Below are 26,553 nucleotides of genomic sequence, written 5' to 3'. Positions count from 1 at the left end.
TCTCAACGTCAAAAGTCTGCCGATTCATCGGCAGACTTTTTTAAAGCGCACATTCTTCTATTTCAAAACCTAAATCTTCAATGATGTGATGATCGGTTTGAACTTGCTGTCCTTTTGTCGTTAAATAATCGCCTACAAAAATAGAGTTCGCTGCATATAATGCGAGAGGCTGAAGCGTTCGTAAATTAAACTCTCTTCCCCCAGATACTCGAATTTCCTTAGCCGGGTTGATAAATCGCATCAGTGCCAAAACCTTCAACGCTTTGATCGGATGTGTGCGTTCTTGATGTTCAAGAGGCGTTCCTTCAATTGCATGGAGAAAGTTGACGGGAATCGAATCCGCATCAAGGGCTCTAAGCGCAAAAGCCATTTCGACAATTTGCTGATTGGTTTCGCCCATCCCAATAATAATCCCTGAACATGGTGACATCCCTGACTGTTTGACCTTCTCAAGGGTCGATACGCGGTCATCATACGTATGGGTCGTTGTAATATGAGCATGATGATCTTGATGTGTATTGAGATTATGATTATACCGATGAACACCCGCTTCCTTCAGCCGCTTCGCTTTTTCTTCATTTAATAACCCAAGGCATGCACAAACTTTCAAAGGCATTGTCTCAGTAATTTCCTTCACTGCTGCGGTGACTTCATCTAATTCACGGTGCGAAGGTGCTCTCCCGCTTGCTACAATACAATAAGTCCCTGCTTTTCTTTTTAACGCCTCACGCGCACCGGCCACAATGGTTTTTTGGTCAAGCATTGTATACCTCTCAACAGGAGCTGTTGAAATCACCGATTGTGAACAATACCCGCAGTTTTCAGGACAATATCCGCTTTTGGCGTTAAAGATCATATTTAACTTCACCTTTTTTTGAAAAAAATGAAATCTCACCTGATAAGCTGCATGCATAATAGGCAGCAACTCTGCGTCGTCTGCTCCAAGAATTTTTAGACCTTCTTCCATCGTAATCTGTTCATGATTGATGGCTTTCTTCACGATCGTTTCCCAAGACAAAGACGTTATTTTTCCCATCATAAGCCCCTCTCAATATGTAAACTTATTTTTATTAAAAGTTAACATAATAGATATAGATTGGCAAGCACTGGTAAGCAGCTTAAAAGTAAAAACACAAAAAGGCGATGAACATGTAGTCATCGCCTTTTCATATGAAAAAAATCGCTTAACGAACAGTAATATAGTTAATGACGAGCTCACCTAGTGAATTATAGTAAGACACTGTAACAGAACCGCGTTGTACAGCACGGATCCAAGTGAAATTTGGAGCAGTTTGGTCTAATTGAATGGCATACGTTGCGCCTGATACAGAAATTTGGCTAGCTGGAAGTGAGACAGCAATTGAAGAACCTACAGTAAGTGTGCGGTTCACTGTAATCACTTTATTCATAATAGGAGCTTTTGCTATAACTGGTTCTTTAGGCTGTGCAGCTGCATGAGCACCTTCAGTTTGGAAGAACGTAAGAGCACCTAAAGCAGCTAAAGACAATGTACAAGCTTTCATTAATTTTTTCATCGGTAACACTCCTTTTTTTGGTATATACATATATTAATAATAATAGAATTATATGTCAATCAAAATAAGTGGAAAAATGAGTATTTTTGGTGAAAATTGTCACATATTATGTGTGGGAAGACGATTTTACCCAAAAAAAACATGATTTTTTATTCATATGTCATTCTTTTTTAGGAGGAAAAAGAGACATAAAAAAAGCTGGGTATCTACCCAGCTATGTGATGCTTTATAAAAAGAGATCTTTTATTTGTCGTCTGTCTGTTTTGGCTGACGGCCTTTTTGTTTCTCTTTCTCTCTAATGTAGTTAATAAAGTCGATGGTTTGTCTTCGTGCTTCTTCAGAAAAATCGGAGGCAGCTTTAAACGCAATTTGCAAATCAGGATCATCTGCAAGATCGTCATCAGAGGCGTTTTTGTCTTTACCTGTGAGAAGATAATCTGTTGAGACACCGTATAACTCGGCGATTTTCACAATCATTTCACCATCTGGCTTTCTCAATCCATATTCCCAGTTAGCATAGGTTGACATCGCCTTTAATCCAAGTTTTTTGGCAACGGTAGACTTACTCCATCCATGTTTCTCTCTTAATTCAGTTAGAATCTTTCCAGTCAAATTATCCATCGGAAACACCTTTTTTCATATTATGTGTAAATTTTATCATGAATTACACGGAAAAGATAAATAAATACACAAAAAGAATAAAAATATGATTGACTTACTCGTTTTGTGTATATTATCATAATGAATATAACTTACACATAATGAGTAAGAGGTGGAAACATGAAACTTGAAAATTTACGAGAAGAACGAATATTACAAGGAAAAACACAAACGTATATGGCGAAAAAACTTGGATATAAGTACACGAGTGGCTATGCAAATATAGAAATGGGCCGAACAAAGCCCAGCTTAGAAATAGCCAAGCATATTGCAGATTTGCTAAATATCGGTGTTCAAGAGCTTTTTTTTGGTCAAAAGTTACACAAAGAGAGTAATATTCTTGAGGAAGACCGTTCTTAAAAAGGGGAGACAAACAGAATGAATATCGAACATCCGATGGTGACACAAATGAATGATTTCGGCTATCCAAAACGTTACTGGCCATATGAAATGTCCCGAAATGGTTATCGATTAGAGGACGAGAACCGTGAGAAAGGATTTGATGATGATGAGACATCAGATGACATTTGATGCCCGAAAAGAAGCACAGCATTGCCTAGTACAAGCTGGCGGCTGGATCACTTTTCATCAAAAAGAGCCGATGTTTGCTTTCCCCACGGCAGAAGAAAAACGCACATACATGACCCTCATGGCAGAAAAAGACGTTGATGACAATAAGAAGGAAAGGATGAATGCGACATGAATCGATTGAAGCAAATCATGACATTCCTGAAATGTTTGCTCAATGCGGGTCAAAACGAACAAGACATTCGGCAGTGGGCGAAGGATGACGGGAGATCGTAGCATGGTCCTTCATTTTATCATTGAAAAAGAACATTTATGCACAAAAGAGACATTGATAAACAGAATTCAAGCAGCCGCAAAAGCGCAATGCTCAAGCAGAATAAAAGGCGCATTATCACTCGACATTCGCTTATTTTACAATATGCCCATTGATCTAGCGAACAGCCAAGACACGCGTACATCTGCTGAAAAAGGCTTGATACGCCCAGTACACATCAGCATTCTTCAACCAAGTTTGCAGTATATACAAGAAGCACTTCATGCCATTGCCGATGACGCCTCTTTACAGATTGTAGAATTAAGAGTTTCACAGTTTTATAGCATGCGTCCTCGAATGGAAATCATTTTAAATACGATGGGTGATGATATGAGATCCTCACCACCAAATAAGGAGACAAGCATATGAACGAGCCAAAACAACTCATGATTCAAGAAAACCAGACATTTGTCGGTGAAATGGAAAAAGGAAAGATTCAAGTCATTGTGTTAGATGGAAACGTAGGAACGGCTTATATGATGGATGTACCTGAGCATGGAAAAACGATTATTCAAACAGCAAAAGGACATTTTGCAAGAGTCGATCACGAGATTGGTTTTAAAATCAGCTAGCCTGATGAACAAGAATAACTGAATAAGTCCAAGACGGAAAGCCTGCGGACACTGATCAAGACCCTATAAAAAGGGGCTGATTGGTGTCCGTTTTTTATTTTCTTAAAAAAGGGAGAGAGCACAGATGCAAGATTTACTGATCGAATATAAAAGAAGTTTAAAAGATGCCAGAAAACGATATGAACAATTGAAAGACAAAGAAGAGAAACAGATGTCAGATCAGGACAAACATGATCAAAAAATGATCGCCAGTATGGTCAGCGATCTAGAATACGTGGTGGAATGGCTTCAAATCGGTAGAGAGCCAGGCGCACGCAGAGGATTAGACAGAAGATCTGTGTATCAGCGCACCATTCTTGCCAATCCAGAAGTATTAGAGGCTTTATCACATGAATACACCCTCATTCAAGAGAAAGAAAGAGAGGTAAGTGAGCGAGACAAAAGGCGCATCGATGAAGCTTTGTCTGTTTTAACAGATCGAGAGAAAGACGTATTTTTTATGCACACAACGCAGGGTCTGTCATTTAGCGAGATTGCGATTATGCTAGATGTAAAAAAAGGAACAGTCCAAAAACATATGGAAAGAGCTCGGACCAAAATGTCCAAAAAAGTACAAGAACGCCTATTCAAAGCTGCTGAATAGGCGTTTTTTCTTTCATCACTCAATCTTCAAAAGCTTGTCTTACAGTTGCCACCTATAGTTAGAAAGACCAAACGAATGTTTGCTAGCCCGGCACAAATGATTCCTCTTCAGGGAATCATTCGAACTAAAAGGAGGCGGCAGGTGAATGTAAATGAAAGATAAACGGATAGAGGCTAAGCAGGATTATATGAAAGGGATGACGTACCAGCAGCTAGCAGATCATTACAACGTCTCCATCCATACCGTCAAATCATGGAAAAGACGATACGGCTGGCAAAGACAAAAAACACCGTCAAAGCAGGCGCACTCGATTTTTCATCAATTTCTTTCAGATGAAACGATTGAAATCATGGAAAAAATGGATGGGCGCACATCTCTTGATATCATCTGGGATCAAATTCAAATTCAATACGCAGCCATTATTCGAGCGCAGCGCATCATGCATGTAGCAGATCAAGATGACATGATCAAAGAACTGAAAAAGGCGACGTACTTGCCTTCTTCATTAGAGGAAGAAACAGGTGAAGGCATTCATCCAGAGCCAGAGATCACGGCAGAGGAATTTTCGTTTCAATTTTCATGGGATCGGCATGCCACTTTTTTAAATGCCCAATCTCGTGCAATGGGAGAGCTAAGACGGCTGATTAAACAGTTTGAAGAGCTCGCTCATGCGAAAGATGAACGAAGATTAAGGCTGAAGCAAATTGAGCTGACAATCGAAAAAACAAAAAAAGCAGTTCGTGAGGAAAAAGAAGAAGATCTTCATATCATGATCAAAAGAAAAGAGGACGATTCATGACGCCGTTGATTGAAAAAGAAGTCAATCCTCACTTTGAACACTTTTTGTTCGATTGGAATCAAAAGTTTCAGTTTTTAGTAGGCGGCTATGGCTCATCCAAAAGCTATCACATTGCTTTAAAGCTGATCTTAAAGCTGCTTGAGGAAAAACGGACAGCACTTGTCATTCGAGAAGTGTATGATACGCACCGGGAGTCGACCTATTCTCTTTTACAAGAAATCGTCAGCGATCTTGGCATCGATCATCTAGTAAAGTGCCGCAGTTCACCGCTTGCTCTCACTTTTCGCAATGGGAGCAGCATTTTATTTAAAGGACTGGACAAGCCTGAGAAATTGAAGTCGATCAACAACATCTCAATGATTTGGATTGAGGAGTGTTCCGAGGTTTCTTATGAAGGGTTTAAAGAACTGCTTGGAAGGCTGAGACATCCGGTTTTACCTCTTTATATGATGTTATCGACGAATCCCGTTGGTCAGGATAATTGGACGTACAGACATTTCTTTCGAGATGAGCAGCTGAAACGTTTTGTCCTTGATGACGAAACCTTATACAAACAGCGAACCATCGTGATAAAAGATACGTACTATCACCACTCAACAGCAGAAGACAATCTATTTCTTCCTAAAAGCTATGTCAAGCAGCTGGATGAGCTGAAAGAATACGATCCAGATCTTTATCGAATTGCAAGGAAGGGATACTTCGGTATCAATGGCACAAAAGTGTTTCCGCAATTTGAGGTCAGACAGCATGCTGACGTATTAGAAGCGATCGGGCAGATTGAAAGACCGCTGAAACGGGCGGGGATGGATTTTGGATTTGTCGAATCCTACAATGCGCTCATTCGGTTAGCTGTCGATCATGAAAAAAAGTACTTATATATTTATTGGGAATATTACGACCGCGGGAAAACAGATGATGAAACAGCTGTTGATTTGAAAGAATTTGTTGAATCAAAGGAACTGATTAAGGCAGATGCAGCAGAGCCTAAAACGATTCACTATTTTCGGCAGCGCGGATTTCAAATGGTCGCTGCACATAAGTTCCAAGGCTCACGTTTGCAATATACAAAGAAAATCAAACGATTTAAGAAAATCATTTGTTCTGATGCTTGCCCTTATACCATCTATGAACTTCAATCACTAACCTATAAGGCAGATAAGAACGGCCGCTTAGAGGAAGATGAATTTCAAATCGATCCACACACATTATCCGCCATTTGGTATGCGCTAGATGATTATGAAGTGACCGATTTGAAACAGACTGCTTCAGAGCGTGTCCGTCCAAACCGAGAGAGGAGGTCCATACAATGAAACAATTAAAAGCAACGATTATGAAGGCCAACATGTCTGATCATACAAAACAAATGTATGAGGATGAATTTTCATACGAAAAAGATGACATTGTCCCCCCGCCCTACCATATCAATGAATTAAAAAGCATGGCAGAATACTCAACGATTCTTCAGCAATGTATAGATGCGTATCGAACAAACATTTTAGGTTTTGGATTTGGGGTGGAATACGCCTTTGATTTTAATGCGGAAGATGTGAAACCGGTCAAAAAGAAGACAGCCGAGAAGGAATGGACAAGACTCGAAGAGTTTACGAAATACATGAACTATGATGAGTCTGCTGACGTGATTCTTGGTTATGTCTTAGAAGACCGGGAGAAAACAGGAAATGGCTTTTTAGAGGTGCTGCGGGATGGACAAGGAAAGCCGGCAGGAATCGAGTATTTGGATGCACTCCATATCCGCATTTGCAAACTGAGTGAGCCAGTCGACGTCGAATTCCGCTTTACAGAAAACGGCGAATTAAAGACGATGAATCGCAAGAAACGATTCCGAAAATATGTGCAGGTCATCAATGAGAAGAAAGTCTTTTTCAAGGAGTATGGTGATCCGCGCATATTAAATTGTGAAACAGGCAAGTACGATGATGCTACACCAGAACCGCTTCAAGCAACAGAAGTCATTCATTTTAAAATTGGCAGTGGGACGTATGGGATTCCCCGCTGGATTGGCAACATCGTCAATATGTATGGCGCACGAAAAGCAGAAGAGCTGAATTATCTTTATTTTAAGCAAGGACGGCATGTACCTGGTGCCATCATTGTCGAAAACGGCATGCTGTCAGAGACTTCTTATCAGCAGCTACAAGATTATATGGATGATATTGAAGGCTCTGACCATGCGCATAAGTTTTTATTGCTTGAAGTAGAAGGGCTTCCGACAGAAAAAGGATTAACAGGTGAAGAAGATGTATCAAATGTCAAAGTGAACTTTAAATCCTTGGCGGAAATCCTACAAGAGGATGCGCTCTTTTTAGAATACGATGAAAAGACGAGAAACAAAATCCGCTCCGCTTTTCGTCTGCCGCCTATTTACACAGGAGAGTCACAAGATTATAACAAGGCCACAGCAGATACCGCGCGAAAAACAACGGAGGAGCAAGTGTTTCAGCCAGAGCGGCATCTTATTACAGGGAAACTCAATACTCTTTTTCTCCCGGATTTAGATATATGGCATGTCCGCTTTCTATTAAATGGCCCTGACTTTAGAGATCCGTTAGAGATAGCGAAGGTTCTGACACCATTTATTCAGGCTGGGGCAGTATCGCCAAATGATTTACGAGATCTTGCGGGGCGTATTCTTGGCAAGACGTTAGAGGAATGGCCGGAAGAATTCTACCACCGACCTTTAGAAAGCCGCATAAAAACAGCTGATGGGCTGTCTCCATCTGAGCCAAACCGGCTAGAGAAATAGAAGGACGTGAGCTTTTTTGAAAGGGGGTGAACATATGCCAAGGGAATTAAAAAACGCAAAAATTACGCATGTTTCCTATGTGGACAAGGCCGCCAACCAAAAGAAATTTTTCTTGATGAAAGCAAAGAAAAAGCAGCCTGACTTTCAAAAAGAAGTCAGTGTCCTGACGAAGGCAGAGGACGCGCATCGCCTCGTATATGGCGTCGTGTATGAACCGAATACACCTGATGCACATCAAGACTTTATGTCAGCCAAAGAAATTGAAAGAGCAGCACACGGTTTTATGAAAGATGCCCGTCATATTGATAAACAGCATGATTTTCAAGACGGTGTTGGCGAAGTCGTCGAATCATACATTGCCCCAGCGGATTTTGAAGTAGGCGGGGAGCTGATTCAAAAAGGATCTTGGGTACTTGTGACAAAGGCATCACAAGATATTTGGGACCAAATTCAGCAAGGCCATATTACAGGCTACTCAATGGCTGGAACAGCAGACATCATCGCAATAGAGGAACACGATCAGCTCCTATCTCAAGAAACGAACGAGAGAGGGCTTTTTTCTTTGCTGAAAAATTTCTTTTTGAAAGAGGAAGGTGCAAATATGCCACAACAATTTTGGAGCGTTTTAGATCATCTGCTGGAAACGTTGCAGTCAAGTGATGGTGATGAGTCTAGCGTAAGAGCGGCACTTGAACAATTGATTCCAATTGTGCAGGATGTGTTGAAAACAAATGATGTCCTCCAAACGATTGGTGAAAGACCAGCATCCGTTCAAAAGCAAGATGCCGGATTAACGACTGATCAAGTACGCGAACTAGAAAAAGCAAAAATGGCCATCGACAACGTTTTACAACAAGCGGATAAACAAGGGACAGATCAAACAGGTGAAGAAGAACCTGTACAAAAAGTGCTGGAGCAAGTGGTTGCGCCAATTCGCCATCAGCTCTCTTCCTTAGAGAAATCAGCAGGCAGAGAAAAAGCAGCGATTCAGGATGTGCTTCAGCAGCAGCTACTGCCTATTTCAGAGCGGATACACATGCTTGAAAAAGCGCGGGGCATTTCTAAACAAACAAATCACGATACACAAAATGATATGACAAAGCCCATATGGGATGGCTTACTATAAGCCTAAATAAGGAGGAAAAAGTGTGAGAAATCAAGAGTTGATTCGCAAGGCTGAAATGACACTTGCCAGCTTAAAAACAGGCGGTCTCATGAACGCAGCCCAATCTAACACATTCATTAGAATGATGCAAAATACACCAACCGTTTTAAATGATGCACGTATCATTCCAATGGAAAGTGATTCACAAAAAATCGAAAAAATCGGCTTCGGTCAGCGCATTTTACGCCCAGCAGAAGAAGGCAAAGCGCTTGATGCAAAAGACCGTGTTGTCCCAGCGACAAGCACTGTTCAGCTCAATGCAAAAGAAGTCATTGCTGAGATTCATATGACGTACGACAGCATTGAAAACAACATTGAAAAAGACGGGATTCAGCAGACCATTATGCAAATGCTGGCGGAACGAGCGGCAGTCGATATTGAAGAACTGATCGTCAACGGTGATACAACATCACAAGATCCATTTTTAGCTCAAATGGATGGCGTACGAAAACAGGCAGTTTCTCATATTGTCGATGCGAATGGAGCGGAAATTAGCCGTCAAATGTTCAAACAAGCCTATAAAGCGATGCCGTCAAAATATTTACGTGTACCTCAGGATTTCCGTTTTTATACATCCCCAAGTTTAGAGGTCGAGTGGAAAGACCAAGTAGCAAACCGTCAGACAGGTCTCGGAGATGCGGCGATTCAAGGCGGCCTTTCTTCTGCATTTGGTGTTCCGGTCAAAGGTCTTGCCAATATGCAGCCATATGATGAAGAAGGAACAGATGTATCAGATATTTTACTGACACATCCGAAAAACATTATCGTAGGGTTTTCTCGCAATATTCGCATTGAAGTAGAAAAAGATATTCGCAGCCGTAAGTTTATCATTGTTCTGACAGCGAAGCTCGACAGCAAATTTGAGGAAGAGGATGCTGTAGCCAAAGTCATGAAAGTGAAAGAGTAGGTGACAGCAGGCTATGATCATTTCTGCTGAGGAACTACAAGCCTATTCTGTATTTGATCGCGTGAAAAATCGTTCTGTAGAGAGACTAGCGGCAGATATTATTGAAGCAGAAGCAGCGGTATTTCAAATGGTCGGGCACGATTTTACGCATGAAAAATATCAGCCCATTCCTGAAAAAGCAAGGATCGCCTTATTAAAAATGGCCCAGTATTTTGCCATGCTGAATGATGATGAATCCATGATGAAAGGCTTGACTTCAGAAAAAATGGGTGATTATTCATATGCAAAGGCAGCGGACAAAGTGAAAGGCAGACCTTATGTGTATGCCCTTCTTGTTGATTATATTGAACCTTCATTAACTGGCGGCAGCGCCAATTTAAAGGTGAGATCATTATGAGCTATGATTCTCTATTAACGGATCGCTGTGATCTTTTTCACTTAGAGAATGAGGGGGCAGTCCGTGGCAAATTTGGTATACCAGCAGGGGATCTGCAAACGGACCTCACTTATCCTGATACACCAAGTATGAGAGATGTGGCTTGCTATGTTGTAGAAAAAAGCCAGTCACTCGTGCAAGAAGAACCGAATACAGTTATCTATCAGTCCTATCTCGTCCATTTCCCTTTAGCAAGCGACATTCGCTTGCATGACAAAATGGTGTGGAACGGCATCTCACTCAAGTTGCAGCAGCCAAAAAGAGTGAAAAATCATCACATGGAAGTGATGGCCGTCAGAAAGGAAAACTTATGAAAATTGATGGACTTGACCGGCTGCTATCCCAGCTCCAACAGGCAAATAGTATCGGCTTAACGGCGCAATATCAAGAGTGGTTACAGGAAATGGGCTTACAGTTTCTAGACATCATTCAAGATGAAATCATCAAAGAAAAGGCTGTTGATACAGGCCGTCTCCTCAATTCCTTTCAAAAAGGTGACAAGGAGAATTACTTTCTCACTTCCCGAGGCGGGCTCACGCTAGAAGTGGGGACACAGCTTGATTATGCCTCTTACGTGAACGATGGACATGCCATTTCTTCAAATGGAGAACGAAGATGGGTGCCTGGCAGATGGAACGGCAGCCGCTTTGAATATGATCCGAATGCCAGTACTGGCATGATGCTTTCATCTCAATGGATTGAAGGAAATGGGTACTGGGATCATGCCGTCATGCTCTATGAACAAATGTTTGAACACTCGCTGGATCGAAAGCTTCAAAGCTGGATCGATCGACATTTTGGGAGGTGATGGAATGAATCAAGAAGTCGGGGCAATCATGCATTATATATACACACGCTTTCCTGTGAAAATGTATGATCGTCTTCTGCCAGAGCGTTTCCAAGTGCCATCTGTTTATGTGCCGCCAGTGACTGTCATTAGTGGTCCAGATACAGTGTCTACTTTTATGAAATCTTATTCGCTGCAAGTGAAAGTGTTTCATATGGATACAGAAAAAGCGCATGATGCGGCGGAAACAGTCGTCGATGCATTGCTTGCTGATCGTCAAATCATTCAGATGATCAGTGAAGATGGAGAGGTGCTTGATGATTATGTCCGCATAAAAAGAGTGGAAACAAGAATCATAGATCAAGGTGTAGCAGCGATTGTCCTGACGTGGGATAGCAGCTATTGGTACAACCGAGATAAACAGCCAAGCCTAGAAGATATCAATTTTTCAGATGGGGTGATCAAACGTGAGCAAGACTAAAAAAACACAGCTCGATCAAACAGCGGGCGAAGAAAAAGAATTTGGCTTTTCATTTGAAGCCTTAAAAGAGCACAGCAAGGATCTTTTTGGGGTAAAACCAGAAATCCTTGAAGGTGCTCTTTTTTATATCAAACATCAACCAATTACAAAAACAGAAGCAAAGAAGCACATCGATGCTTTTTTGTCCAAGGAGGTTTAAAGGATGAACGGAGGCACTTTTACACCAGGTACAGAGAAAAAGCGTCCTGGCATTTACTTTAATTTTAAAACAACAGCAGAGCAGCGAATTACTTTAGGCGAGCGAGGAACAGTTGCACTTCCTCTTGTCATGAGCTGGGGAGAACCAAAAACCTTTATTTCCGTTTCCGATATGGAAGACTTAAATAAAAAGGTCGGGCTTAACATTGATGATAAGTCACTTCTTCTTTTCCGTGAAGCGAAGAAAAAAGCGCAAACGGTTTTACTTTATCGTTTAAATGAAGGAGAGCCAGCCAAAGCGGAAATTGCAGAAAACTTTGTGGTCACAGCCAATTATGGTGGTCAAAAAGGAAATGAGATCACCATTCAAGTGGCAGAAAATGTACTCGACAGCACAAAGCGTGACGTCATCACCTATCTTGGAACAGATATTGTCGATAAACAGGTGGTCACAGATGTCAAAGATCTTGTGAAAAACAAATACGTTCAATTTTCTGGTGAAGGTGAAGCGGTCATTACTGCTGGCGCGGCTTTAAGCGGCGGAAAAAACGGTGTGGCAAGTGTCGCAGATTATACAGCTTTCCTAGAAGCAGCTGAAACGGAATACTTTGATGTCATTGCACTTCCAGTCGATAATAGTGAGCAATTAAAAGCGACATTCGCGTCATTTATTGAGCGTTTACGTGATAAGCAAGGACGTAAGGTGCAAGGCGTTGTGGCTAACTATGCAGCTGATCAAGAAGGAATCATCAATGTCACAAGCGGTGTTGTTTTAGAAGACGGAACAGAACTGACGCCTGCTCAAACAACAGCTTGGGTCGCAGGAGCAAGTGCAGGAGCGAATTTTAATCAGTCACTGACCTTTGTTGAATACGAAGGCGCAGTCGATACATTAGAGCGTCTTGATAATGATCAAGTAGAATACCGTTTATCACAAGGAGAGTTTCTTTTCACTTTCGATGCAAGAGACCGCACGGTGAGCGTTGAAAAAGATATTAACTCTTTGACAAGCTTCACGGTTGAAAAGAACCAGCAAATGGCGAAAAACAAAATCATCCGTGTGCTAGATGCAATCAACAATGATTTAACATTTGAACTGAAAAATTTGATTAAATTACGCAAAGCCAATGGCAATGACATTCCAGCATCAGACGACGGTGTGCAGCTTGTGAAAACACTGATTACACAGTATCTCACACAACTTCAAGATGGAAGCGGCATTACAGGCTTTAACTCAGAAACAGATATCGTCATTGGCCTCAATGAAGATCGTGATGGATTTATCATCGATTTAGCAGTACAGCCAGTAGACGCAGCAGAAAAATTCTATTTCAATGTGGAGGTGAAGTAAGATGGCTTTTAAAGCGCAAAATACAATCTCAGGTAAAGAAGGTCGTCTTTTCTTAGAAGGTGAGGAGCTTGCCTTTATCAAAACGTTTGAAGCAAACGTGGAGAAAAATAAATCAGAAGTGAACGTAATGGGCCGCCGAATGACTGGTCATAAAACAACAGGGGCAAACGGAACAGGAACGGCAACATTCTATAAAGTTACGTCACGTTTCGTTCAACTTATGCTCAACTATGTGAAAAAAGGGGAAGATCCTTATTTCACTCTTCAAGCGGTAATTGATGATAAATCATCAGGCCGAGGCACAGAGCGTGTGACATTATTCGATGTCAACTTTGATTCAGCTAAAATTGCTGGACTAGATGTCGATTCAGAGGCACTTGAAGAAGAAGTTCCATTTACATTTGAAGACTTTGATCTGCCTGAAAAGCTGAAGAATTCTTTCTAAGAAATGTGGAGGAAATTAGCTAATTAATTAGCTAAATAAAGACCAAATATGCTATAATGCAAATGTAATGAAAAATGAATGCATTTGTAATGCACATGGCATTCAATGACACACAAAATGATGTTTACATGCAAAGCGATTTGCATACAATAAAAAGAAGCCAGGATGCGCTAACATCCCGGCAATGTACAATGAGGCCCTTCAAGGGGCTGGCTTATCAATTAGATAGTTTTAAGGATAGACTTTCCCTTTCACCTACCAAAGCTCAAGGGGAGTCTATTTTTTGTTTATATACGTCAACAAAGCAAGGATAAACATCCCGAATAAAAGCATTAGGGAAATCGCTTGGAACGTTGACATGAGCATCACCCCCTTCCTATCGGGGATGAGCCAGACACCCTTGAGCAAGCCGTTCAATTGTACGAGTTATATTATACATGAAAAGATTGGAAAGCACATTCAAAAATGGATGTGCTTTTTTGCATTCAAAAAACAAACAAAAGGGAGTTTTTAAACATGAGCGAAAAACAAACATTTGATCTTTCATTTTTTATGCCAGGACAAACAGTAGAAGCAGAAGAGGTCAAAGTACCAATTTCTAAGCGTTTTGTTGATAAAAAAGGGAATGTCATTCCTTTTGTCTTCAAAGCGATTACCACGGAACGTATTGATGAACTGGAAAAAGAAAACACCACGTTCAAAAATGTCAAAGGCAGAGGGCGTGTAAAAGACTTAGACAGCCAGCGCTTCTATGCACGAATTGCCATTGAATCGACGATTTATCCAGATTTCCGCTCAAAGGAATTAAGAGAAGCCTACAGCACACAAGATCCAGTTGAAGTTGCAAAACGTGTTTTATCTGTCGGCGGTGAATACGCAAACTGGTTAAACAAAGCCATTGAAATCAACGGATTTGAAGACGAAATTGAAGATTTAGAAGACGCAGCAAAAAACTAATAAAAGATGGGGATAAGGAAGCGGTGTTTTTATATTACGCCATGCATGAGCTTCACTATTCCCCATCAGAACTCCTCGATTTATACGAAGCACCAAGACAATTTAAGGCATTCTTATTCGGACTCATCAGCTACAAACTCGACATGCTAGAAAAAGAAGCAAAGAAAGGAGGGAAATAAACTGGCGAAGCTCACTGCACGATTTGAATTAGAAGACAAAGTATCAAATAAGCTGTTGCGCATTCAAAAACGTTTTCAAACGTTTGAGAAGCAGCTCAAACCATTTAGAAAACCGGTGAAAATAAGCCTGGAAATGGATGAAAAGAAGCTAAGGAACCTCAATTTATCGATGAGAAGGTTTTCTGTATTGTCCATGAAGCTAGATCAAGGAATCTATCGTGATCTCAAATCATTAACAAACCAGCTGAACATGATACCGAAACAGATGGTCATATCGATTCAAGCAAAAGGACTAGATGTCATTAAATCCAGTATAGATCGATTGAAACAATCCGGAACAAGTCCAATGCTGCTGACGTTCAAACTGAATGATCAGTTGTCAGGAAAAATGTCATCAATCAAAAAATCAATCCTTCAGCTCATGAACAGAACGTACTATATGAGATTAAACATGGTTGACCAAGCCACCGCTGCCATTCAACGAATCAAAAAGACACTCAAAAGCTTGACAATGGCTAAACATGAGATCAGAGTATCTGTTCAAGACAATGCAAAGAGTAAGTTGAAAAAACGAGATCAGGCAGAGTCAGTTGTGAAAGAAAAGAAAATCAAAAAGAAACCTAATGCGACAGCTGCTACAAAAACGCAGGAAAACAAACAAAGCTGGCTGGGGAATTTGGGGAACAAGGCGTTAAAAGAAATTGAAAAATATGCAGGTGACGTCTCAGATAAATTGAAGGAAAAATTAAGCCCTAGGAAATTTTGGGATGAGAAGGCGCTACCTTGGATTGAAACGAAAATAGACGAATACAAGCAAGAAGTAATCGGACGAATTCGTGAGAAAATTAAAATCAATCCTGAAGAGTATCTAGATAAATGGTTTAACAAAGGATTAGATTTGATCCTTGGTCCGAAAAACCAATCGAGCGAAAACAACACTAACTCATCAGCTCAAAATCAAACGACAGAAACCCCAACAAATCCAACTCCTAATACGCAGCAAAATAATCGAGATGGAAAAGGTTTGTTTCGTAGTAGTTGTTGCCCTTGTTGTGCTCGTGGTTTAAGTAGGCGTGGCTCTAATAGGACTAGAAATAGAAATGGACGTTCACAAAGACAACCCTCAAATCCTACCGCCATAACAAGAACTGAGAGGTATAGAAGACCTCAAGGTAGATTAGGAAAACTTAAAACAAGTGCAGGTAAGATTTTTGAAAAAGTACCTAGTGGATTGAAGAAAACCACAGGTATAGTAGCCTCTGTAGCCGGACTTGCGGGCTTGATGAAAGGTAGTGGGGGGCTAAGTGGATTAGGAGATGTACTTAAAAATATAGGAAAAGGAAGTAGCCAGCTTTTAAAGAGAGTGCCTATCTTGGGGAACTTATTAAGTGCCACAGATTTGATAGGAACAACGAAAGAAAACGTTGGAGAAAAAGTAGGCGGATTCTCTGGAGGGCTAGCGGGAGGAATTAGTGGAGCAGCAATAGGCCAAACTCTAATTCCTATACCATTTGTAGGAGCTGCTGTTGGTGGTGTTGCTGGAAGCATCGCCGGAACTTTAGGTGGATCAAAACTTGGGGAAGTATTTGATACCTCAAAATTAAAAGAGAATATTTCAAATACGTTATTTAGTGAAGATTGGTGGAGTGAAAAGTGGGGAAGTGTTAAAACCTCCGCAGAGAAGTCGTTAGGGAACTTAAGTGAAAAATGGGAAGATATAAAAACAACAGCATCTAATACACTATTTAATTCAGAATGGTGGGCAGAACAGGCTGGGTACGTTACTGGAACTTTGGAATCTACTGTATTTAATGGAGAATGGTGGAGCGAGAAGTGGGATGCTATCAAGGATTGGACACAAGAAAAATGGGACGGTGCAGTCGAGATATGGAATTCTATCACAAAAAAACTTGGTGAGACCGTTTTTAACGGAGAGTGGTGGGGAGAAAAATGGGATAGCGTAAAAAAATGGACACAAGAAAAATGGGATGGTGCCGTTGATATATGGAACTCAATTAAAGGAAAAATCCGTGAAACTGTCTTTAATAAAGATTGGTGGGGCGAGAAGTGGAATGATGTAAAAAATTGGTCGAAAAATAAATGGGAACAATCCAAAACAATTTGGTCAGCTGCCAAAGCAACTGCTTCTTCTACCCTATTTAATAAGAACTGGTGGACAAATAAGTGGAATGATGTAAAGTCTTGGGGTAAAAATATTTTAGGAGATACTTGGGATTTAATTAAAAGTAAAGGCGCGGAAGTTATTGGTAAGCATATTGTAAAATTTGAAAAAGGTCGGGAAAAAGGTCGGAAAGATTTTAAACCTGATCAAAAAGCCACAGGCGGCTATATCACCCAGCCTACCTTATCATGGATTGGTGAAGCGGGTAACGAATTTGTCATTCCAACTCAAAATAACCGGGGCCGTGGGAAGATGTTGCTTGCACAAGCTGCTTCTCATCTTGGAATGTCTGTTGTGCCAAGCAGCAGCGGAGCAGCAAGTCCAGTTTCTAGCTCTCCAGCTCCAATAACGCCAAATGCTTCTGCCGGTTCGATTGGTGGAACGGTTTCAATGAATGGAAACATCCAAGCTGCCAGCATAGGCGAGCAATTTAATCATGATTTTGAACAAGGGCTGAATCAAAAGGTGGTTTCACTTGATCAATGGAAGCAAAAAAACATTCAGCAGCCCTTTAATCAAATGACATCAGATTCAGGAAAGTACGGACAACAAACGGTATCGGCATTTGCTACTGGCCAGCAAATGACACCAACAGGAACTGATAGCTTTTTGCAAAGTCGTGTAAAAGCACCATACCAACAAGTGATGACAGCATCACCAACTTGGGGTTCTGGAACTGTTAGTGGCTTTGCAACAGGTCAAAATGCCACATCAATTGGCACAAGCCAATACGTAGACCAACACGTCAAACAACCATTCCTGCAAGCCAAACAAGAATCACCAGGATGGGGTTCAGGAATGATCGACGCCTTCAATAGCGGCATGCGTTCAAAAGCAAGTGAAGTCACACAAGCTGCCAAAGAAATGGCGAAGAAAGTGGAACAGGCGTTTAGAGAAGAACTAGACATTCATTCTCCTTCACGTGTCATGATGAGTCTAGGGAAATTCGCATCGATTGGTGTCGTCAAAGGGCTCGATTCAGTTGATGTGAAAAAGTTTGCTGAAAATCAAGCGGGTTCATTAATCGGAGCGTTCAGCGGTATGGGTGCTTCAGGTCTTAGTGTTCAGCAATGGCTCATGGCAGCTCTGATGGCCACTGGTACATCGATGAGCTGGCTTCCAGGTCTTATGACAATCGCTCAGCACGAATCAAATGGTAACCCGAAAGCCATCAACTTGTGGGATTCCAACGCCAAGAAGGGAACGCCTTCTAAAGGGTTAATGCAAACCATTGGACCGACCTTCCATTCCAATAAAGGCAAGGGCATGAATGATATTTGGAACCCAATTCATAATGCCGTAGCAGCCATTAACTACATTAAGGGCAGATATGGAACAGTCTTCAATACACCGGGATTACGGAGTATGAGAAGAGGCGGTCCTTATAAAGGCTACGCCAATGGCGGATTGATTACTCAGGAGCAGGTAGCTAGAGTCGGTGAAGGAAACAAACGCGAATGGATTATTCCAGAAGAAAGAGGTATTCGCGGGAGATATTTATTGACGCAGGCAGCGAAGGCACTTGGAATGCAAGTCTATGATCCATCAAATGCATCTGCTCCTTTACCAGAATCACAGATGCAGCAAGTCACCTCAGCACAGCCAGCTGGGAATGCAACAACGTCAGGTAATAAACAAATCACCATCCAGTTCAATGGTGATCAGCATTTCCATAATGGACAGGATCAGCAATCGCTTGTCGAAAAAATTAGACAAATGCTTGTAGACGAATTGGAAGTAGAACTTCAGACAGGAACGAAAGGGGTCGTGATCGATGGGTAAATCAGTGTATCAATTGTGGATTTCCCAAGGCAAGGAGAAGCTGCGATTCCCTGTGCTTCCATCCGAACTTGAGATCACAAATAATGTGCAAAATGAAACAGTGAAGGTCTCCTCTTTTGGAGAACTGACTTTTATTGATGTACCATCGGCTAAACAAGTATCATTCACCTCATTATTTCCTAAGAAATATTCGCCAATTGCAGAATATAAAAGCATTCCATCACCAGAGAATGCAATAGCGAAAATTGAACGAATGATGCGTTCAAAGAAGTCTGTGCGACTGATTGTGACAGGGACTAAAATCAATATGACGTGCAGCATTGAGAGCTTCACTCACAAGGAAGGGTCTTATGACATAGGCGATCGTGAATTTACGATCGCGTTAAAGGAATATAAAACCGCATCGCCTAGGAAAATCAAACGAAAGAAAAAAGCGAAACAAACCAAAAAGAAAAGACCCTCAAAAACACCACCAAAATTGTACACTGTCAAAAAAGGAGATACTCTTTGGGCCATTTCAGGCCGTTTTTATGGCGATAGTACAAAATGGCGGCGTATTTGGAATGCCAATAAAGCAGCGATGATCAAACGAAGTAAACTCAATATTAAACAGCCGGGATATTGGATTTTTCCAGGGCAAAAATTGAAAATACCACAATAGGGGGGCTGACATTGATTGAGCTTTTTGCCATCAGAAGCGGCACGATGTATGAGCTTGTCACAGAGAGTGTGACACTTCAGGGGCAAAGGTATCAGGCCCCTCGCTCTATTCAGGCGAACATTATCACAAAGCAAGGCAGTCAAACATATTACCGTGTCTCAGAAGGAGACACGGTTCTTTTTAAATGGAAAGGAAAAGAGCTGTTCAGAGGCATCGTGTTTTCTAGGACGCCTGTTGAAGGAAAGCTGACCTTTACCGCATACGATATGCTCCAATATTTAGTGAAAAACCAAGATGTATATGTTTTTTCAAATCAACGGGCAGATCAAATTTTGAGGCGGATCGGGGCAGACTTTCAAATTCCTATGACATCCATCGCAAATACAGGACATGTCATGAAGTCTCTCGTTTTTAAAAATGACACGAGTTTATATGACATCATTTTAAAAGCATTGAAGGAAACGAAGCGGCAAACCGGTAGAAATTATCAAATTTTTTCTGCTAAAGGCAAGATGGGGCTGAGAGCTTGGCCCGATCCAGAGGACGTGTGGGTCATTGAATCAGGCGTCAACCTCATCGGTTATCAGTACAGCACCTCCATTGAAGAGACAGCAACACGTGTGAAGATGCGCACGTCTGTAGACGAACAGGGGAAGAATAAGAAAAAAGGTAGCAAATCAGATATTGTGGTGATCGAACAGGATAAAGCGGGTCAGAGTAAGTACGGCATTTTACAGCATGTGGAGACGGTCACAGGTCAAATCAACCAGCCGCAGCTTCAAAAAAGAGCGAAAGTACGCCTAGCTGAGAAAAAAGGCGTCAAACAAGAAGTGAAAAGCATACAAGCACTCGGAATCCCTGAACTGCAAAGCGGTCTGCCAATCTATTTGAAAATCCCTGAAATCAACATCAAAAAAACCTACTGGATCGATCAAGACAAGCATGAATTCAATGGAGTGAAGCACACCATGACAATTGACGTCGTTGAGAAAAATTCCATGCCAAAGGGTGATCAAGCATGAGATTAAGTGAAGCAATTAAACGACTCGCTGTCAATGCAGTAGATGCAGCTTCTCCAATTGATCTGGTGATTGGAGAGGTCACAATGGCTTCGCCTCTTCACATCCGATTAAATGAAAACAGTAAGCTGATCATTCCGGAAGAACTGCTTATTTGGCCTAAACGCTTAAATAAGGGTGAGGATGATGAGTTGAAAAGGGGAGACAGCATTATGGTACTCGCAATGGCAGGAGGGCAGTCCTTCTACATCATCGACAAATTGTAAGGGAGGTGATGAACGTGGCACTTTCACCAGAGGAAGAAATCGAGGAAACAGAAGAAGACGAAGAGGTAGAAACCTCGACGACGTATCGCATAGATTTTGAAAATGGTAGGCTGACAAATGAAGCCATTACAGGCATTGAAGCGATCCGTCAATTTATTTATATGACATTGCGAACAGAGCGCTATGCACATCCCATTTACAGTCACGACATTGGCACTGAAATTCAGGAGCTATTGACTGATACTGAAGCAACTGATGAATACAAAGAAATGGAGATTCCAAGATTGCTTGAAGAAGCATTGGTCGTTGATGAGCGGATTGATCATATTGAAGAGATAGAGGTCACGAAGCAAAATGATGCCTTTCAAGTCAAACTAGCCATTGTCACAGATGAAGGCACATTAGAAATAGAGGAGGTGATGGAGGGAGATGTTTGAGGAGCAAACGTATGAGGCGTTGATGGAAAGAATGCTGGACAGGCTGCCAGATGACATAGATAAAAGAGAAAACAGCGTCATTTGGAATGCCTTGGCACCTGCTGCTGCTGAACTGGCTCAGTCGTATATTTGGCTTGATCAAGTGTTTGAGCTTGTCTTTGCTGATACAGCACAGGGGGAATTTTTAGATCGACGAGCAGCAGAAGTGGGGATTGAGCGAAAGCCAGCCACCACAGCGGTCTGGTCCGTAACCATTCAACCAGAGAACGTAAACATTCCAGCAGGATCAAGATTCTTTATTGAAGATGTTTATTTTCAATTTTCAAAGGACGGTACACTAGAATGCGAGACAACAGGTACAGCCGGCAATGGGCAATTAACAGGTCAGCCGCTGCTATCGCTTGATACAATTCCGGGTCTAGAGTCGATGATCATGAAGGAATTGGTGATACCAGGGCAAGAGGAAGAAGATGATGCGTCATTATACGATCGGTATTTAATACGCGCAAGGCGAGAGGCTGTCAGTGCCAACAGAGCACATTACAAAAAGTGGGCCGAGGAAGTGGTTGGTGTCGGCAGAGCGAAAGTGTTCCCGTTATGGAATGGAGAGGGAACGGTCAAAATTGTGATCACAGACGGCAATCTAGATGTAGCCTCTGAGCTTCTTGTCAAAAGGGTCCAGGAGTATATTGACCCTGTACCGGGAGAAGGAGAAGGGCAAGCTCCTATTGGTTCAAAAGCAACCGTGGAAAGTGCCAAGTGGCTAGATATTGACATAGAAGTGTCCGTCGAACTTCAGATGGACTGGACACTTGAAGGTGCGCAAAAAGAAATAGAAGAAAAGGTCAAAGCACTGTTAAAATCAATCGCATTTGAAAAAAGTACGATTCGAATGTCCGCCTTAAATGATATTTTGTACCATTCAGAGAGCGTGTCCGATTATGCAAACGTCTTATTGAATGGGGAGTCAAAAAACTTAGTATTACAGGACATTGAGATACCACGTCTGAGGCAGGTGAAGGTTATTGAGCAAACTTGATGAAATGAAAAACTACTTGCCGCCATATTTCACAGAGATTTATGATGTGGATCATTTACTAAAAACGGAGGCGCCAGAGTTTGAACAATTGGACGAATCCATTTTTGATGTAACGGATCAGTTCTTCCCTTTAACAGCGACGTGGGGATTGAATCGGTGGGAGAGAATGCTCAAGGTGCAGCGAGAGTCAGATGATTCGATTGAGCTGCGCAGGGCACGATTACTCAATATGATGTCGAACATTCCACCAATTACGTATCTGTCATTAGAGAAATCTGTGAATCGATTTCTTAAAAATCCGAGTGCAATCATCCGTCTTACAGTCAACCGTTATCATTTTGCATTACGTGTCAACCTAGATGACCTGCAAAACACAAGATATATCGTCGAAATACTCGAAACGTTAAAGCCAGCACATTTGGCGTATACGTTCACCGCCATTCATCATACTGATGTTCATGAAACAAATGATCATCACCAGCGGCTCACACTGCGAAGCAGAGTGGGCTTTTTCGATCATATTCCAATTTTACTCAATGGTGAATTCGTATTAAATGGAACGTTCTATCTTAGCGGGATACGAGGTACTACGGAGGTCCCAGCTCGTTTTCGGCATTCATTAAAGATGAGAATGCCGCTTCAACAAGAGAAAGAAACAGCATATCGTCTGAATTATGTCATGACTGGAGCATCGTATGAAACGAAGCAAGCAGCTACGCTGACTTTGCGTGCAAAGAACCAGCTTTCACATCACGCGAAAAAGAGGATGACGTTCCGCTTACCAGTACATGTTCAAAATGAACAAGGCGGCAGTTTACTGATCAAGGAGCATTACTGGATTCTCGATGGATCCGTTCCGCTTGATGGATCAAAAATGCTGGCAGCAACTTCTAAAAAAATAGATCTATAAGGAGGATCACAATGGCTGATCAATTAACCGTAACCACACTATATGCACGTCAACAAATGGCAAAGGCACGAGCAGAAGGAACAAAACTCACAAAAGTCGTCAAAATGGCGTTCGGAAATGGAGGAACAAAGGATGGAAAACCGATCTCTCTTGACGGAACCGAACAAGCACTCAAAAAAGAACTGATTCAAAAAAATATTGACTCGTTTACCTTCATGGAACCGGCAAAAATCCGCTACACCTGCACCATCGCTGAAGGAGAACTAGCAGGCGAAGTCATCAATGAACTAGCCCTTGTCGACGAAGCCGGCAAATTCACCGCCATCCGCACCATGACAGACAAACAAAAAGACGGCGACATCGAATTTGTTTTTGAGATTGATGATATTTATTAATGGAGGGGAAAAGAAGTGGACATAAAATCACCTTTACCGTTTGAAACCTCTGACAAAGCCCATGCCAACTTATTTAACCGGATGGTCGATACACTTGTGGAGAATGACAATGCGCTCAGTAGACAAATAGAAGGAATCACAAATGAAAGCTTGTTCATTTTAACAGGCGATCAAGCCATTCAAGATGCATCAGTCAGCGGTGAGCAATATCCAAATGGGATTACGTTGATGGCTATAGCGAATGATACCGGATATCCTACAAAATTAGGTTTTGTGAAGAACGAAAAAATAAATGAGTATCGTTTTATACAATATTATTATGGCAACGGTAATGAAACAACTAGTTATTTTACTAGTACTGGTATTTGGTTTAGACAATGGTATATAGCCTCAGGGTGGACAGAGTGGCACAAAATCTCTGGTTTTCTTCATACGAACATTGGTACAACTGGTAAGCAGTTGCTTAATAATGCTGAGCGACAAAAAATCCTTTTTAATCGAAAAATCAAAGATAGTCACAATAATTTTGATATAAAAAATAGTCGTTTTATTTGTCCGGAAAACGGAATGTATCTAGTAAACGCTGGAGTCTATATTGAGACGGTTCAAATGTATGCAAATTTTGAGCTGTCTATTTTTTTAAATGGTAAAAATTATAAAAATATATCTCATTATAGACATCTCCCTGCCACACCCTCTGAAACGGCAAAACTTGATATAGGTTTATATGGGGCTGCGAATGTTCCAGCTAATAAAGGAGATTACGTTGAAATTTACATGTATATAGGCTATGCGGGAAATTCTGATCGTTATATATCTGATAATTCAGGTTGGTACAACTATTTCGATATTACGGAATTAGGCGGCCGCAATTTCCCGAGAGTGTAGGAGGATTCAGATGATTTTATATGAAGCCATTAAGTATAAATACCCCGATGCGGACCCGCAAAAAGATTTTGAACTAAGAAATGATGGCGATGGTTCGTATTTAAACGAGTGGCATCTAGATGTGCCAAAGCCAACGGTAGAAGAGTTGAAAAAATGGTGGGAGGAATCCCAAGCCAACCCGAGGTATGAACCACCTCTTCCACTAGATTATCTAGCACAAGAAGTAGCCAAAGAAAAGCTAGTGAGAAAACAGCTTGAACACCAATGTGATCTTTTAACAAATGAACTAAAGGCGCTGAAAAATGAGATCCTCTTCATTAAAGGAGGGAGTGAAACATGAATTATTGGGTTATGGCATTATATTTCCAATGGGTGACACCTGAATTAGTTAAAGAAGCAGTTGAATTAGGTGATTGTTCGATGGAAGATCTAAATGCAGGATACGAGCAAAGGATGCTCACTTTAGAGCAGTTGCAAGAAATAAAACAAGCATCAAGAGTGAAAACTGAATAGAAATAAAAGGACCATACCTGATTTTTCAATGACATGTTCAAAGCACTACTTGAGAACGATATTAGAGCAGTTCTTAAAACATACAAATGATGCGAGAATACAGCAGCTAATACAAAAAAGCAGAAATGTGATGATTCACAGAGTGATTAGATAACATTATATAGTGGAAGGAAGCGTATAGTGATAATAGATTTGAAAGGAGAATGATCATGGAGATTAAGACACCACGCACTTTTAAAACAACTGATAAAGCCCATGCTGATCTATTTAATGACATGGTTGAGGCTTTTCTTGACAATGATGTGGGTCTATTAGAGTCAATCAATCAACATATGAAAGATATAAATCCACATGCATCTGAAGCAGAAAAGAAAAAATGGAACGATTCTCAGGGCTATAAAATTACAGCGGATAATGGAAGTCATTTAATTAATGTGCGAGCTGATGCTAGGATTTTTGATATGATAAAAGGAAAAGGAACGTGTACTTTTTATGCAGCTTCTGGAGTCGAAGATTCCCCATCAAATCTTTCATTGAGAGGATTACAGACAGTAGGCCAAGATAACATTGGTACTGGCTTTGCTGTAGATATTACTGGTAATGCTTATAGTTTTTACTATAATGCTGCAGATACTACTATTAACTGGACAAAGCTCCCGTCAAATGCTGAAAGAAATAAATGGAATGATGGGCAATTGTCTAAGATTACTTCAGATAATGGAGGGGTGATTCTATCTGTTTCAGATGGTGAAGATTTACTTGAAAAGGTTGTTTCTTTAGGCCCGAAGCATGGTACATTTTATGCCACAGGTAAAGCATTAAACAGCCCAACTACAAGATCATGTCGTGGTATGTATCATTTTACTTCTCAAGATAGTAATGGAAAAGGTACATTTGGATGGGTCATAGCAATAGATTATAACAATTACATGTATACAAATTATCTTGATTTAAATTTGGGGTGGCAAGGCTGGAAACGTGTTTTAACAAAGGAGGATATGGATAATACTTCTTTTGTTGATACGTATGATCTCGATAATTCTTCTGTATCAGCCGTTGAAAATGTTCCAACAAAACTGAATTTTGGTGATACAAGATCAGACGATTTAGGAGAGTATAATCGTTCGCGAGCTGAAATTACACTGAAAAATAATGGTTTGTATTTAATTAGGCTTTATCTTAATAGCAATAACATTCCTGTTGGATCAGATAGCATTTTGTCATGTTATGTGAATGGTACAGAATTTCAACGATTAGGTAATTGGAATCCTGTTATCTCATCAAGTATATGTGTATTGTACCTTCAACAAAAGTTTAAAGCGGGGGATAAGTTAACATTTTATATTACACCCAAAAACACTGGAAGAACTATTACAGTAAATAGGGCTTATGTTACTTTGTCACAGCTAAGATAGGATTATTTGAAAAATAAAGTGTGTGTGCAAATCGGTGGAAGCTGTCGTTCAAAACTTAATGACGTTCACTTTTACTAGATTCTATTTTATGTGTTCAATACAACAAAGGAACGAGAACAGAAACGCAATGCACAATACATGTTGTTAAAATTATTGGGTCAAATTGCAGGAAGAAAGAATGAGTTTGACTCTGTTGTTTTTACAATAAAGGAAGGGAATAGACCCATGCAATCGATCCACTTTATTGGAGTGGCGTCAATCATAGGTAAGGGCAGACGTGACAAATTAATATTATAAAAATCAGGATATTTAAAAAATATGTACTT

General features: G+C 40.9%; 36 protein-coding genes. 32 read left to right on the top strand and 4 right to left on the bottom strand.

The features are described from left to right. Positions 1-40 precede the first annotated feature (40 nt). From bioB to MHI41_RS14455, 3 genes are all read right to left on the bottom strand, one after another. Positions 41-1,036 carry a biotin synthase BioB gene (bioB, locus tag MHI41_RS14465; protein ID WP_019743562.1) on the bottom strand — a complete coding sequence of 332 codons (996 nt, stop codon included), beginning with the start codon at positions 1,034-1,036 and terminating at the stop codon, positions 41-43. Between the two features lie 148 nt (positions 1,037-1,184). Beyond that, complete coding sequence (locus MHI41_RS14460) at positions 1,185-1,535, bottom strand: hypothetical protein (RefSeq protein ID WP_003213146.1); 351 nt, start codon at positions 1,533-1,535, stop codon at positions 1,185-1,187. Between the two features lie 243 nt (positions 1,536-1,778). Then, positions 1,779-2,156, bottom strand: coding sequence for a helix-turn-helix transcriptional regulator (locus MHI41_RS14455; protein ID WP_007500560.1), 378 nt, complete (start codon positions 2,154-2,156; stop codon positions 1,779-1,781). A gap of 159 nt (positions 2,157-2,315) precedes the next feature. Between MHI41_RS14455 and MHI41_RS14450 the strand changes: the two genes are divergently transcribed. From MHI41_RS14450 to MHI41_RS14365, 18 genes are all read left to right on the top strand, one after another. Next, positions 2,316-2,555 (top strand): helix-turn-helix transcriptional regulator, encoded by a 240-nt coding sequence (locus MHI41_RS14450; RefSeq protein WP_019743563.1) that lies wholly within the window; start codon positions 2,316-2,318, stop codon positions 2,553-2,555. Positions 2,556-2,573: 18 nt separating this feature from the next. Next, a complete protein-coding gene (locus MHI41_RS14445; protein WP_008344135.1) occupies positions 2,574-2,726 on the top strand; it encodes a hypothetical protein in 153 nt (50 codons plus the stop codon). Then, a complete protein-coding gene (locus tag MHI41_RS14440; protein WP_223255589.1) occupies positions 2,704-2,898 on the top strand; it encodes a hypothetical protein in 195 nt (64 codons plus the stop codon). Before MHI41_RS14445 ends, MHI41_RS14440 begins: the two co-directional genes overlap by 23 nt. Before the next feature lie 102 nt (positions 2,899-3,000). Next, a complete protein-coding gene (locus MHI41_RS14435) occupies positions 3,001-3,405 on the top strand; it encodes a hypothetical protein (RefSeq protein ID WP_019743564.1) in 405 nt (134 codons plus the stop codon). Next, positions 3,402-3,608 (top strand): XtrA/YqaO family protein, encoded by a 207-nt coding sequence (locus MHI41_RS14430; RefSeq protein ID WP_008344129.1) that lies wholly within the window; start codon positions 3,402-3,404, stop codon positions 3,606-3,608. The genes MHI41_RS14435 and MHI41_RS14430 overlap by 4 nt, the downstream gene beginning before the upstream one ends. Before the next feature lie 124 nt (positions 3,609-3,732). Further along, positions 3,733-4,251, top strand: coding sequence for a sigma-70 family RNA polymerase sigma factor (locus MHI41_RS14425; protein WP_007500562.1), 519 nt, complete (start codon positions 3,733-3,735; stop codon positions 4,249-4,251). Between the two features lie 151 nt (positions 4,252-4,402). Continuing rightward, a complete protein-coding gene (gene terS, locus MHI41_RS14420; RefSeq protein ID WP_008344125.1) occupies positions 4,403-5,050 on the top strand; it encodes a phage terminase small subunit in 648 nt (215 codons plus the stop codon). Between the two features lie 8 nt (positions 5,051-5,058). Next, positions 5,059-6,360 carry a PBSX family phage terminase large subunit gene (locus MHI41_RS14415; protein WP_161630747.1) on the top strand — a complete coding sequence of 434 codons (1,302 nt, stop codon included), beginning with the start codon at positions 5,059-5,061 and terminating at the stop codon, positions 6,358-6,360. Further along, entirely contained in the window at positions 6,357-7,814 is a 1,458-nt protein-coding gene (locus tag MHI41_RS14410; RefSeq protein WP_146270399.1) for a phage portal protein, read from the top strand. The genes MHI41_RS14415 and MHI41_RS14410 overlap by 4 nt, the downstream gene beginning before the upstream one ends. Before the next feature lie 34 nt (positions 7,815-7,848). Beyond that, positions 7,849-8,940 carry an XkdF-like putative serine protease domain-containing protein gene (locus MHI41_RS14405; RefSeq protein WP_025207874.1) on the top strand — a complete coding sequence of 364 codons (1,092 nt, stop codon included), beginning with the start codon at positions 7,849-7,851 and terminating at the stop codon, positions 8,938-8,940. A 22-nt stretch (positions 8,941-8,962) separates the two neighbouring features. Next, positions 8,963-9,886 (top strand): phage major capsid protein, encoded by a 924-nt coding sequence (locus MHI41_RS14400; protein WP_008344119.1) that lies wholly within the window; start codon positions 8,963-8,965, stop codon positions 9,884-9,886. A gap of 13 nt (positions 9,887-9,899) precedes the next feature. Further along, positions 9,900-10,283 carry a DUF3199 family protein gene (locus MHI41_RS14395; RefSeq protein WP_007500574.1) on the top strand — a complete coding sequence of 128 codons (384 nt, stop codon included), beginning with the start codon at positions 9,900-9,902 and terminating at the stop codon, positions 10,281-10,283. Beyond that, entirely contained in the window at positions 10,280-10,636 is a 357-nt protein-coding gene (locus MHI41_RS14390) for a YqbH/XkdH family protein (protein ID WP_017358987.1), read from the top strand. The genes MHI41_RS14395 and MHI41_RS14390 overlap by 4 nt, the downstream gene beginning before the upstream one ends. Further along, complete coding sequence (locus tag MHI41_RS14385; protein ID WP_017358988.1) at positions 10,633-11,130, top strand: HK97 gp10 family phage protein; 498 nt, start codon at positions 10,633-10,635, stop codon at positions 11,128-11,130. Before MHI41_RS14390 ends, MHI41_RS14385 begins: the two co-directional genes overlap by 4 nt. Before the next feature lie 4 nt (positions 11,131-11,134). After that, positions 11,135-11,590 (top strand): DUF6838 family protein, encoded by a 456-nt coding sequence (locus MHI41_RS14380; RefSeq protein WP_046344349.1) that lies wholly within the window; start codon positions 11,135-11,137, stop codon positions 11,588-11,590. Then, on the top strand, positions 11,577-11,789 hold the full coding sequence (locus MHI41_RS14375; RefSeq protein WP_008344108.1) for a hypothetical protein: 213 nt from the start codon (positions 11,577-11,579) through the stop codon (positions 11,787-11,789). Before MHI41_RS14380 ends, MHI41_RS14375 begins: the two co-directional genes overlap by 14 nt. 3 nt (positions 11,790-11,792) lie before the next feature. Then, complete coding sequence (locus tag MHI41_RS14370) at positions 11,793-13,139, top strand: phage tail sheath family protein (protein ID WP_046344348.1); 1,347 nt, start codon at positions 11,793-11,795, stop codon at positions 13,137-13,139. Position 13,140: 1 nt separating this feature from the next. Continuing rightward, complete coding sequence (locus tag MHI41_RS14365; protein ID WP_003213309.1) at positions 13,141-13,584, top strand: phage tail tube protein; 444 nt, start codon at positions 13,141-13,143, stop codon at positions 13,582-13,584. A 276-nt stretch (positions 13,585-13,860) separates the two neighbouring features. On the opposite strand, the gene MHI41_RS14360 is transcribed toward MHI41_RS14365, so the two are convergent. After that, the gene (locus MHI41_RS14360) at positions 13,861-13,917 is read right to left on the bottom strand and encodes a putative holin-like toxin (RefSeq protein ID WP_229200408.1); all 57 of its coding nucleotides are present in this window, start codon (positions 13,915-13,917) and stop codon (positions 13,861-13,863) included. A gap of 183 nt (positions 13,918-14,100) precedes the next feature. Here MHI41_RS14360 and MHI41_RS14355 point away from each other — a divergent pair, with 183 nt between their 5' ends. The 14 genes from MHI41_RS14355 (at position 14,101) to MHI41_RS14290 (ending at position 26,227) form a co-directional block, all read left to right on the top strand. Further along, positions 14,101-14,541, top strand: coding sequence for a phage portal protein (locus MHI41_RS14355; protein ID WP_008344099.1), 441 nt, complete (start codon positions 14,101-14,103; stop codon positions 14,539-14,541). A 41-nt stretch (positions 14,542-14,582) separates the two neighbouring features. Further along, positions 14,583-14,720: a hypothetical protein gene (locus MHI41_RS14350; protein WP_008344097.1), complete on the top strand. Its 138-nt coding sequence runs from the start codon at positions 14,583-14,585 to the stop codon at positions 14,718-14,720. Between the two features lie 193 nt (positions 14,721-14,913). Then, positions 14,914-18,684, top strand: a complete 3,771-nt coding sequence (locus MHI41_RS14345) for a transglycosylase SLT domain-containing protein (RefSeq protein ID WP_342494772.1) — start codon at positions 14,914-14,916, stop codon at positions 18,682-18,684. Next, on the top strand, positions 18,677-19,345 hold the full coding sequence (locus MHI41_RS14340) for a LysM peptidoglycan-binding domain-containing protein (RefSeq protein ID WP_061420038.1): 669 nt from the start codon (positions 18,677-18,679) through the stop codon (positions 19,343-19,345). The genes MHI41_RS14345 and MHI41_RS14340 overlap by 8 nt, the downstream gene beginning before the upstream one ends. A gap of 11 nt (positions 19,346-19,356) precedes the next feature. After that, positions 19,357-20,367, top strand: coding sequence for a hypothetical protein (locus MHI41_RS14335; protein ID WP_008344092.1), 1,011 nt, complete (start codon positions 19,357-19,359; stop codon positions 20,365-20,367). Continuing rightward, on the top strand, positions 20,364-20,630 hold the full coding sequence (locus tag MHI41_RS14330) for a DUF2577 family protein (RefSeq protein ID WP_017358996.1): 267 nt from the start codon (positions 20,364-20,366) through the stop codon (positions 20,628-20,630). Before MHI41_RS14335 ends, MHI41_RS14330 begins: the two co-directional genes overlap by 4 nt. 14 nt (positions 20,631-20,644) lie before the next feature. After that, a complete protein-coding gene (locus MHI41_RS14325) occupies positions 20,645-21,067 on the top strand; it encodes a DUF2634 domain-containing protein (protein ID WP_024719684.1) in 423 nt (140 codons plus the stop codon). Continuing rightward, positions 21,060-22,106: a baseplate J/gp47 family protein gene (locus tag MHI41_RS14320; protein WP_142155841.1), complete on the top strand. Its 1,047-nt coding sequence runs from the start codon at positions 21,060-21,062 to the stop codon at positions 22,104-22,106. Before MHI41_RS14325 ends, MHI41_RS14320 begins: the two co-directional genes overlap by 8 nt. Next, positions 22,093-23,016 carry a YmfQ family protein gene (locus MHI41_RS14315; protein WP_268449079.1) on the top strand — a complete coding sequence of 308 codons (924 nt, stop codon included), beginning with the start codon at positions 22,093-22,095 and terminating at the stop codon, positions 23,014-23,016. Before MHI41_RS14320 ends, MHI41_RS14315 begins: the two co-directional genes overlap by 14 nt. A gap of 11 nt (positions 23,017-23,027) precedes the next feature. Continuing rightward, positions 23,028-23,411 (top strand): phage tail protein, encoded by a 384-nt coding sequence (locus tag MHI41_RS14310; RefSeq protein ID WP_017359000.1) that lies wholly within the window; start codon positions 23,028-23,030, stop codon positions 23,409-23,411. A gap of 15 nt (positions 23,412-23,426) precedes the next feature. Beyond that, positions 23,427-24,299, top strand: a complete 873-nt coding sequence (locus tag MHI41_RS14305; protein WP_046526570.1) for a hypothetical protein — start codon at positions 23,427-23,429, stop codon at positions 24,297-24,299. A 10-nt stretch (positions 24,300-24,309) separates the two neighbouring features. Next, positions 24,310-24,639 (top strand): XkdW family protein, encoded by a 330-nt coding sequence (locus MHI41_RS14300; RefSeq protein WP_017367928.1) that lies wholly within the window; start codon positions 24,310-24,312, stop codon positions 24,637-24,639. Next, complete coding sequence (locus MHI41_RS14295; protein ID WP_017367927.1) at positions 24,636-24,812, top strand: phage portal protein; 177 nt, start codon at positions 24,636-24,638, stop codon at positions 24,810-24,812. The genes MHI41_RS14300 and MHI41_RS14295 overlap by 4 nt, the downstream gene beginning before the upstream one ends. Positions 24,813-25,021: 209 nt before the next feature. Continuing rightward, a complete protein-coding gene (locus MHI41_RS14290) occupies positions 25,022-26,227 on the top strand; it encodes a hypothetical protein (RefSeq protein ID WP_046526571.1) in 1,206 nt (401 codons plus the stop codon). Positions 26,228-26,553 lie beyond the last annotated feature (326 nt).

The sequence above is a fragment of the Bacillus sp. FSL M7-0307 genome (genome assembly GCF_038627835.1).
GTDB lineage: Bacteria > Bacillota > Bacilli > Bacillales > Bacillaceae > Bacillus > Bacillus altitudinis.
This window is presented reverse-complemented; position numbering and strand designations above follow the sequence as displayed.

Bases quoted from the DNA above. Each gene is read 5' to 3' on its own strand.
- MHI41_RS14345 (WP_342494772.1), top strand. From the start codon at position 14,914: ATGAAGCTAGATCAAGGAATCTATCGTGATCTCAAATCATTAACAAAC.
- MHI41_RS14440 (WP_223255589.1), top strand. From the start codon at position 2,704: ATGAGACATCAGATGACATTTGATGCCCGAAAAGAAGCACAGCATTGC.
- MHI41_RS14330 (WP_017358996.1), top strand. From the start codon at position 20,364: ATGAGATTAAGTGAAGCAATTAAACGACTCGCTGTCAATGCAGTAGAT.
- MHI41_RS14425 (WP_007500562.1), top strand. From the start codon at position 3,733: ATGCAAGATTTACTGATCGAATATAAAAGAAGTTTAAAAGATGCCAGA.
- MHI41_RS14370 (WP_046344348.1), top strand. From the start codon at position 11,793: ATGAACGGAGGCACTTTTACACCAGGTACAGAGAAAAAGCGTCCTGGC.
- MHI41_RS14310 (WP_017359000.1), top strand. From the start codon at position 23,028: ATGGCTGATCAATTAACCGTAACCACACTATATGCACGTCAACAAATG.
- MHI41_RS14390 (WP_017358987.1), top strand. From the start codon at position 10,280: ATGAGCTATGATTCTCTATTAACGGATCGCTGTGATCTTTTTCACTTA.
- MHI41_RS14320 (WP_142155841.1), top strand. From the start codon at position 21,060: ATGTTTGAGGAGCAAACGTATGAGGCGTTGATGGAAAGAATGCTGGAC.
- MHI41_RS14460 (WP_003213146.1), bottom strand. From the start codon at position 1,535: ATGAAAAAATTAATGAAAGCTTGTACATTGTCTTTAGCTGCTTTAGGT.
- MHI41_RS14430 (WP_008344129.1), top strand. From the start codon at position 3,402: ATGAACGAGCCAAAACAACTCATGATTCAAGAAAACCAGACATTTGTC.
- MHI41_RS14435 (WP_019743564.1), top strand. From the start codon at position 3,001: ATGGTCCTTCATTTTATCATTGAAAAAGAACATTTATGCACAAAAGAG.
- MHI41_RS14455 (WP_007500560.1), bottom strand. From the start codon at position 2,156: ATGGATAATTTGACTGGAAAGATTCTAACTGAATTAAGAGAGAAACAT.
- MHI41_RS14295 (WP_017367927.1), top strand. From the start codon at position 24,636: ATGAATTATTGGGTTATGGCATTATATTTCCAATGGGTGACACCTGAA.
- MHI41_RS14365 (WP_003213309.1), top strand. From the start codon at position 13,141: ATGGCTTTTAAAGCGCAAAATACAATCTCAGGTAAAGAAGGTCGTCTT.
- MHI41_RS14290 (WP_046526571.1), top strand. From the start codon at position 25,022: ATGGAGATTAAGACACCACGCACTTTTAAAACAACTGATAAAGCCCAT.
- MHI41_RS14300 (WP_017367928.1), top strand. From the start codon at position 24,310: ATGATTTTATATGAAGCCATTAAGTATAAATACCCCGATGCGGACCCG.
- MHI41_RS14340 (WP_061420038.1), top strand. From the start codon at position 18,677: ATGGGTAAATCAGTGTATCAATTGTGGATTTCCCAAGGCAAGGAGAAG.
- MHI41_RS14380 (WP_046344349.1), top strand. From the start codon at position 11,135: ATGAATCAAGAAGTCGGGGCAATCATGCATTATATATACACACGCTTT.
- MHI41_RS14350 (WP_008344097.1), top strand. From the start codon at position 14,583: ATGCATGAGCTTCACTATTCCCCATCAGAACTCCTCGATTTATACGAA.
- MHI41_RS14410 (WP_146270399.1), top strand. From the start codon at position 6,357: ATGAAACAATTAAAAGCAACGATTATGAAGGCCAACATGTCTGATCAT.
- MHI41_RS14445 (WP_008344135.1), top strand. From the start codon at position 2,574: ATGAATATCGAACATCCGATGGTGACACAAATGAATGATTTCGGCTAT.
- MHI41_RS14405 (WP_025207874.1), top strand. From the start codon at position 7,849: ATGCCAAGGGAATTAAAAAACGCAAAAATTACGCATGTTTCCTATGTG.
- bioB (WP_019743562.1), bottom strand. From the start codon at position 1,036: ATGGGAAAAATAACGTCTTTGTCTTGGGAAACGATCGTGAAGAAAGCC.
- MHI41_RS14355 (WP_008344099.1), top strand. From the start codon at position 14,101: ATGAGCGAAAAACAAACATTTGATCTTTCATTTTTTATGCCAGGACAA.
- MHI41_RS14385 (WP_017358988.1), top strand. From the start codon at position 10,633: ATGAAAATTGATGGACTTGACCGGCTGCTATCCCAGCTCCAACAGGCA.
- MHI41_RS14395 (WP_007500574.1), top strand. From the start codon at position 9,900: ATGATCATTTCTGCTGAGGAACTACAAGCCTATTCTGTATTTGATCGC.
- terS (WP_008344125.1), top strand. From the start codon at position 4,403: ATGAAAGATAAACGGATAGAGGCTAAGCAGGATTATATGAAAGGGATG.
- MHI41_RS14450 (WP_019743563.1), top strand. From the start codon at position 2,316: ATGAAACTTGAAAATTTACGAGAAGAACGAATATTACAAGGAAAAACA.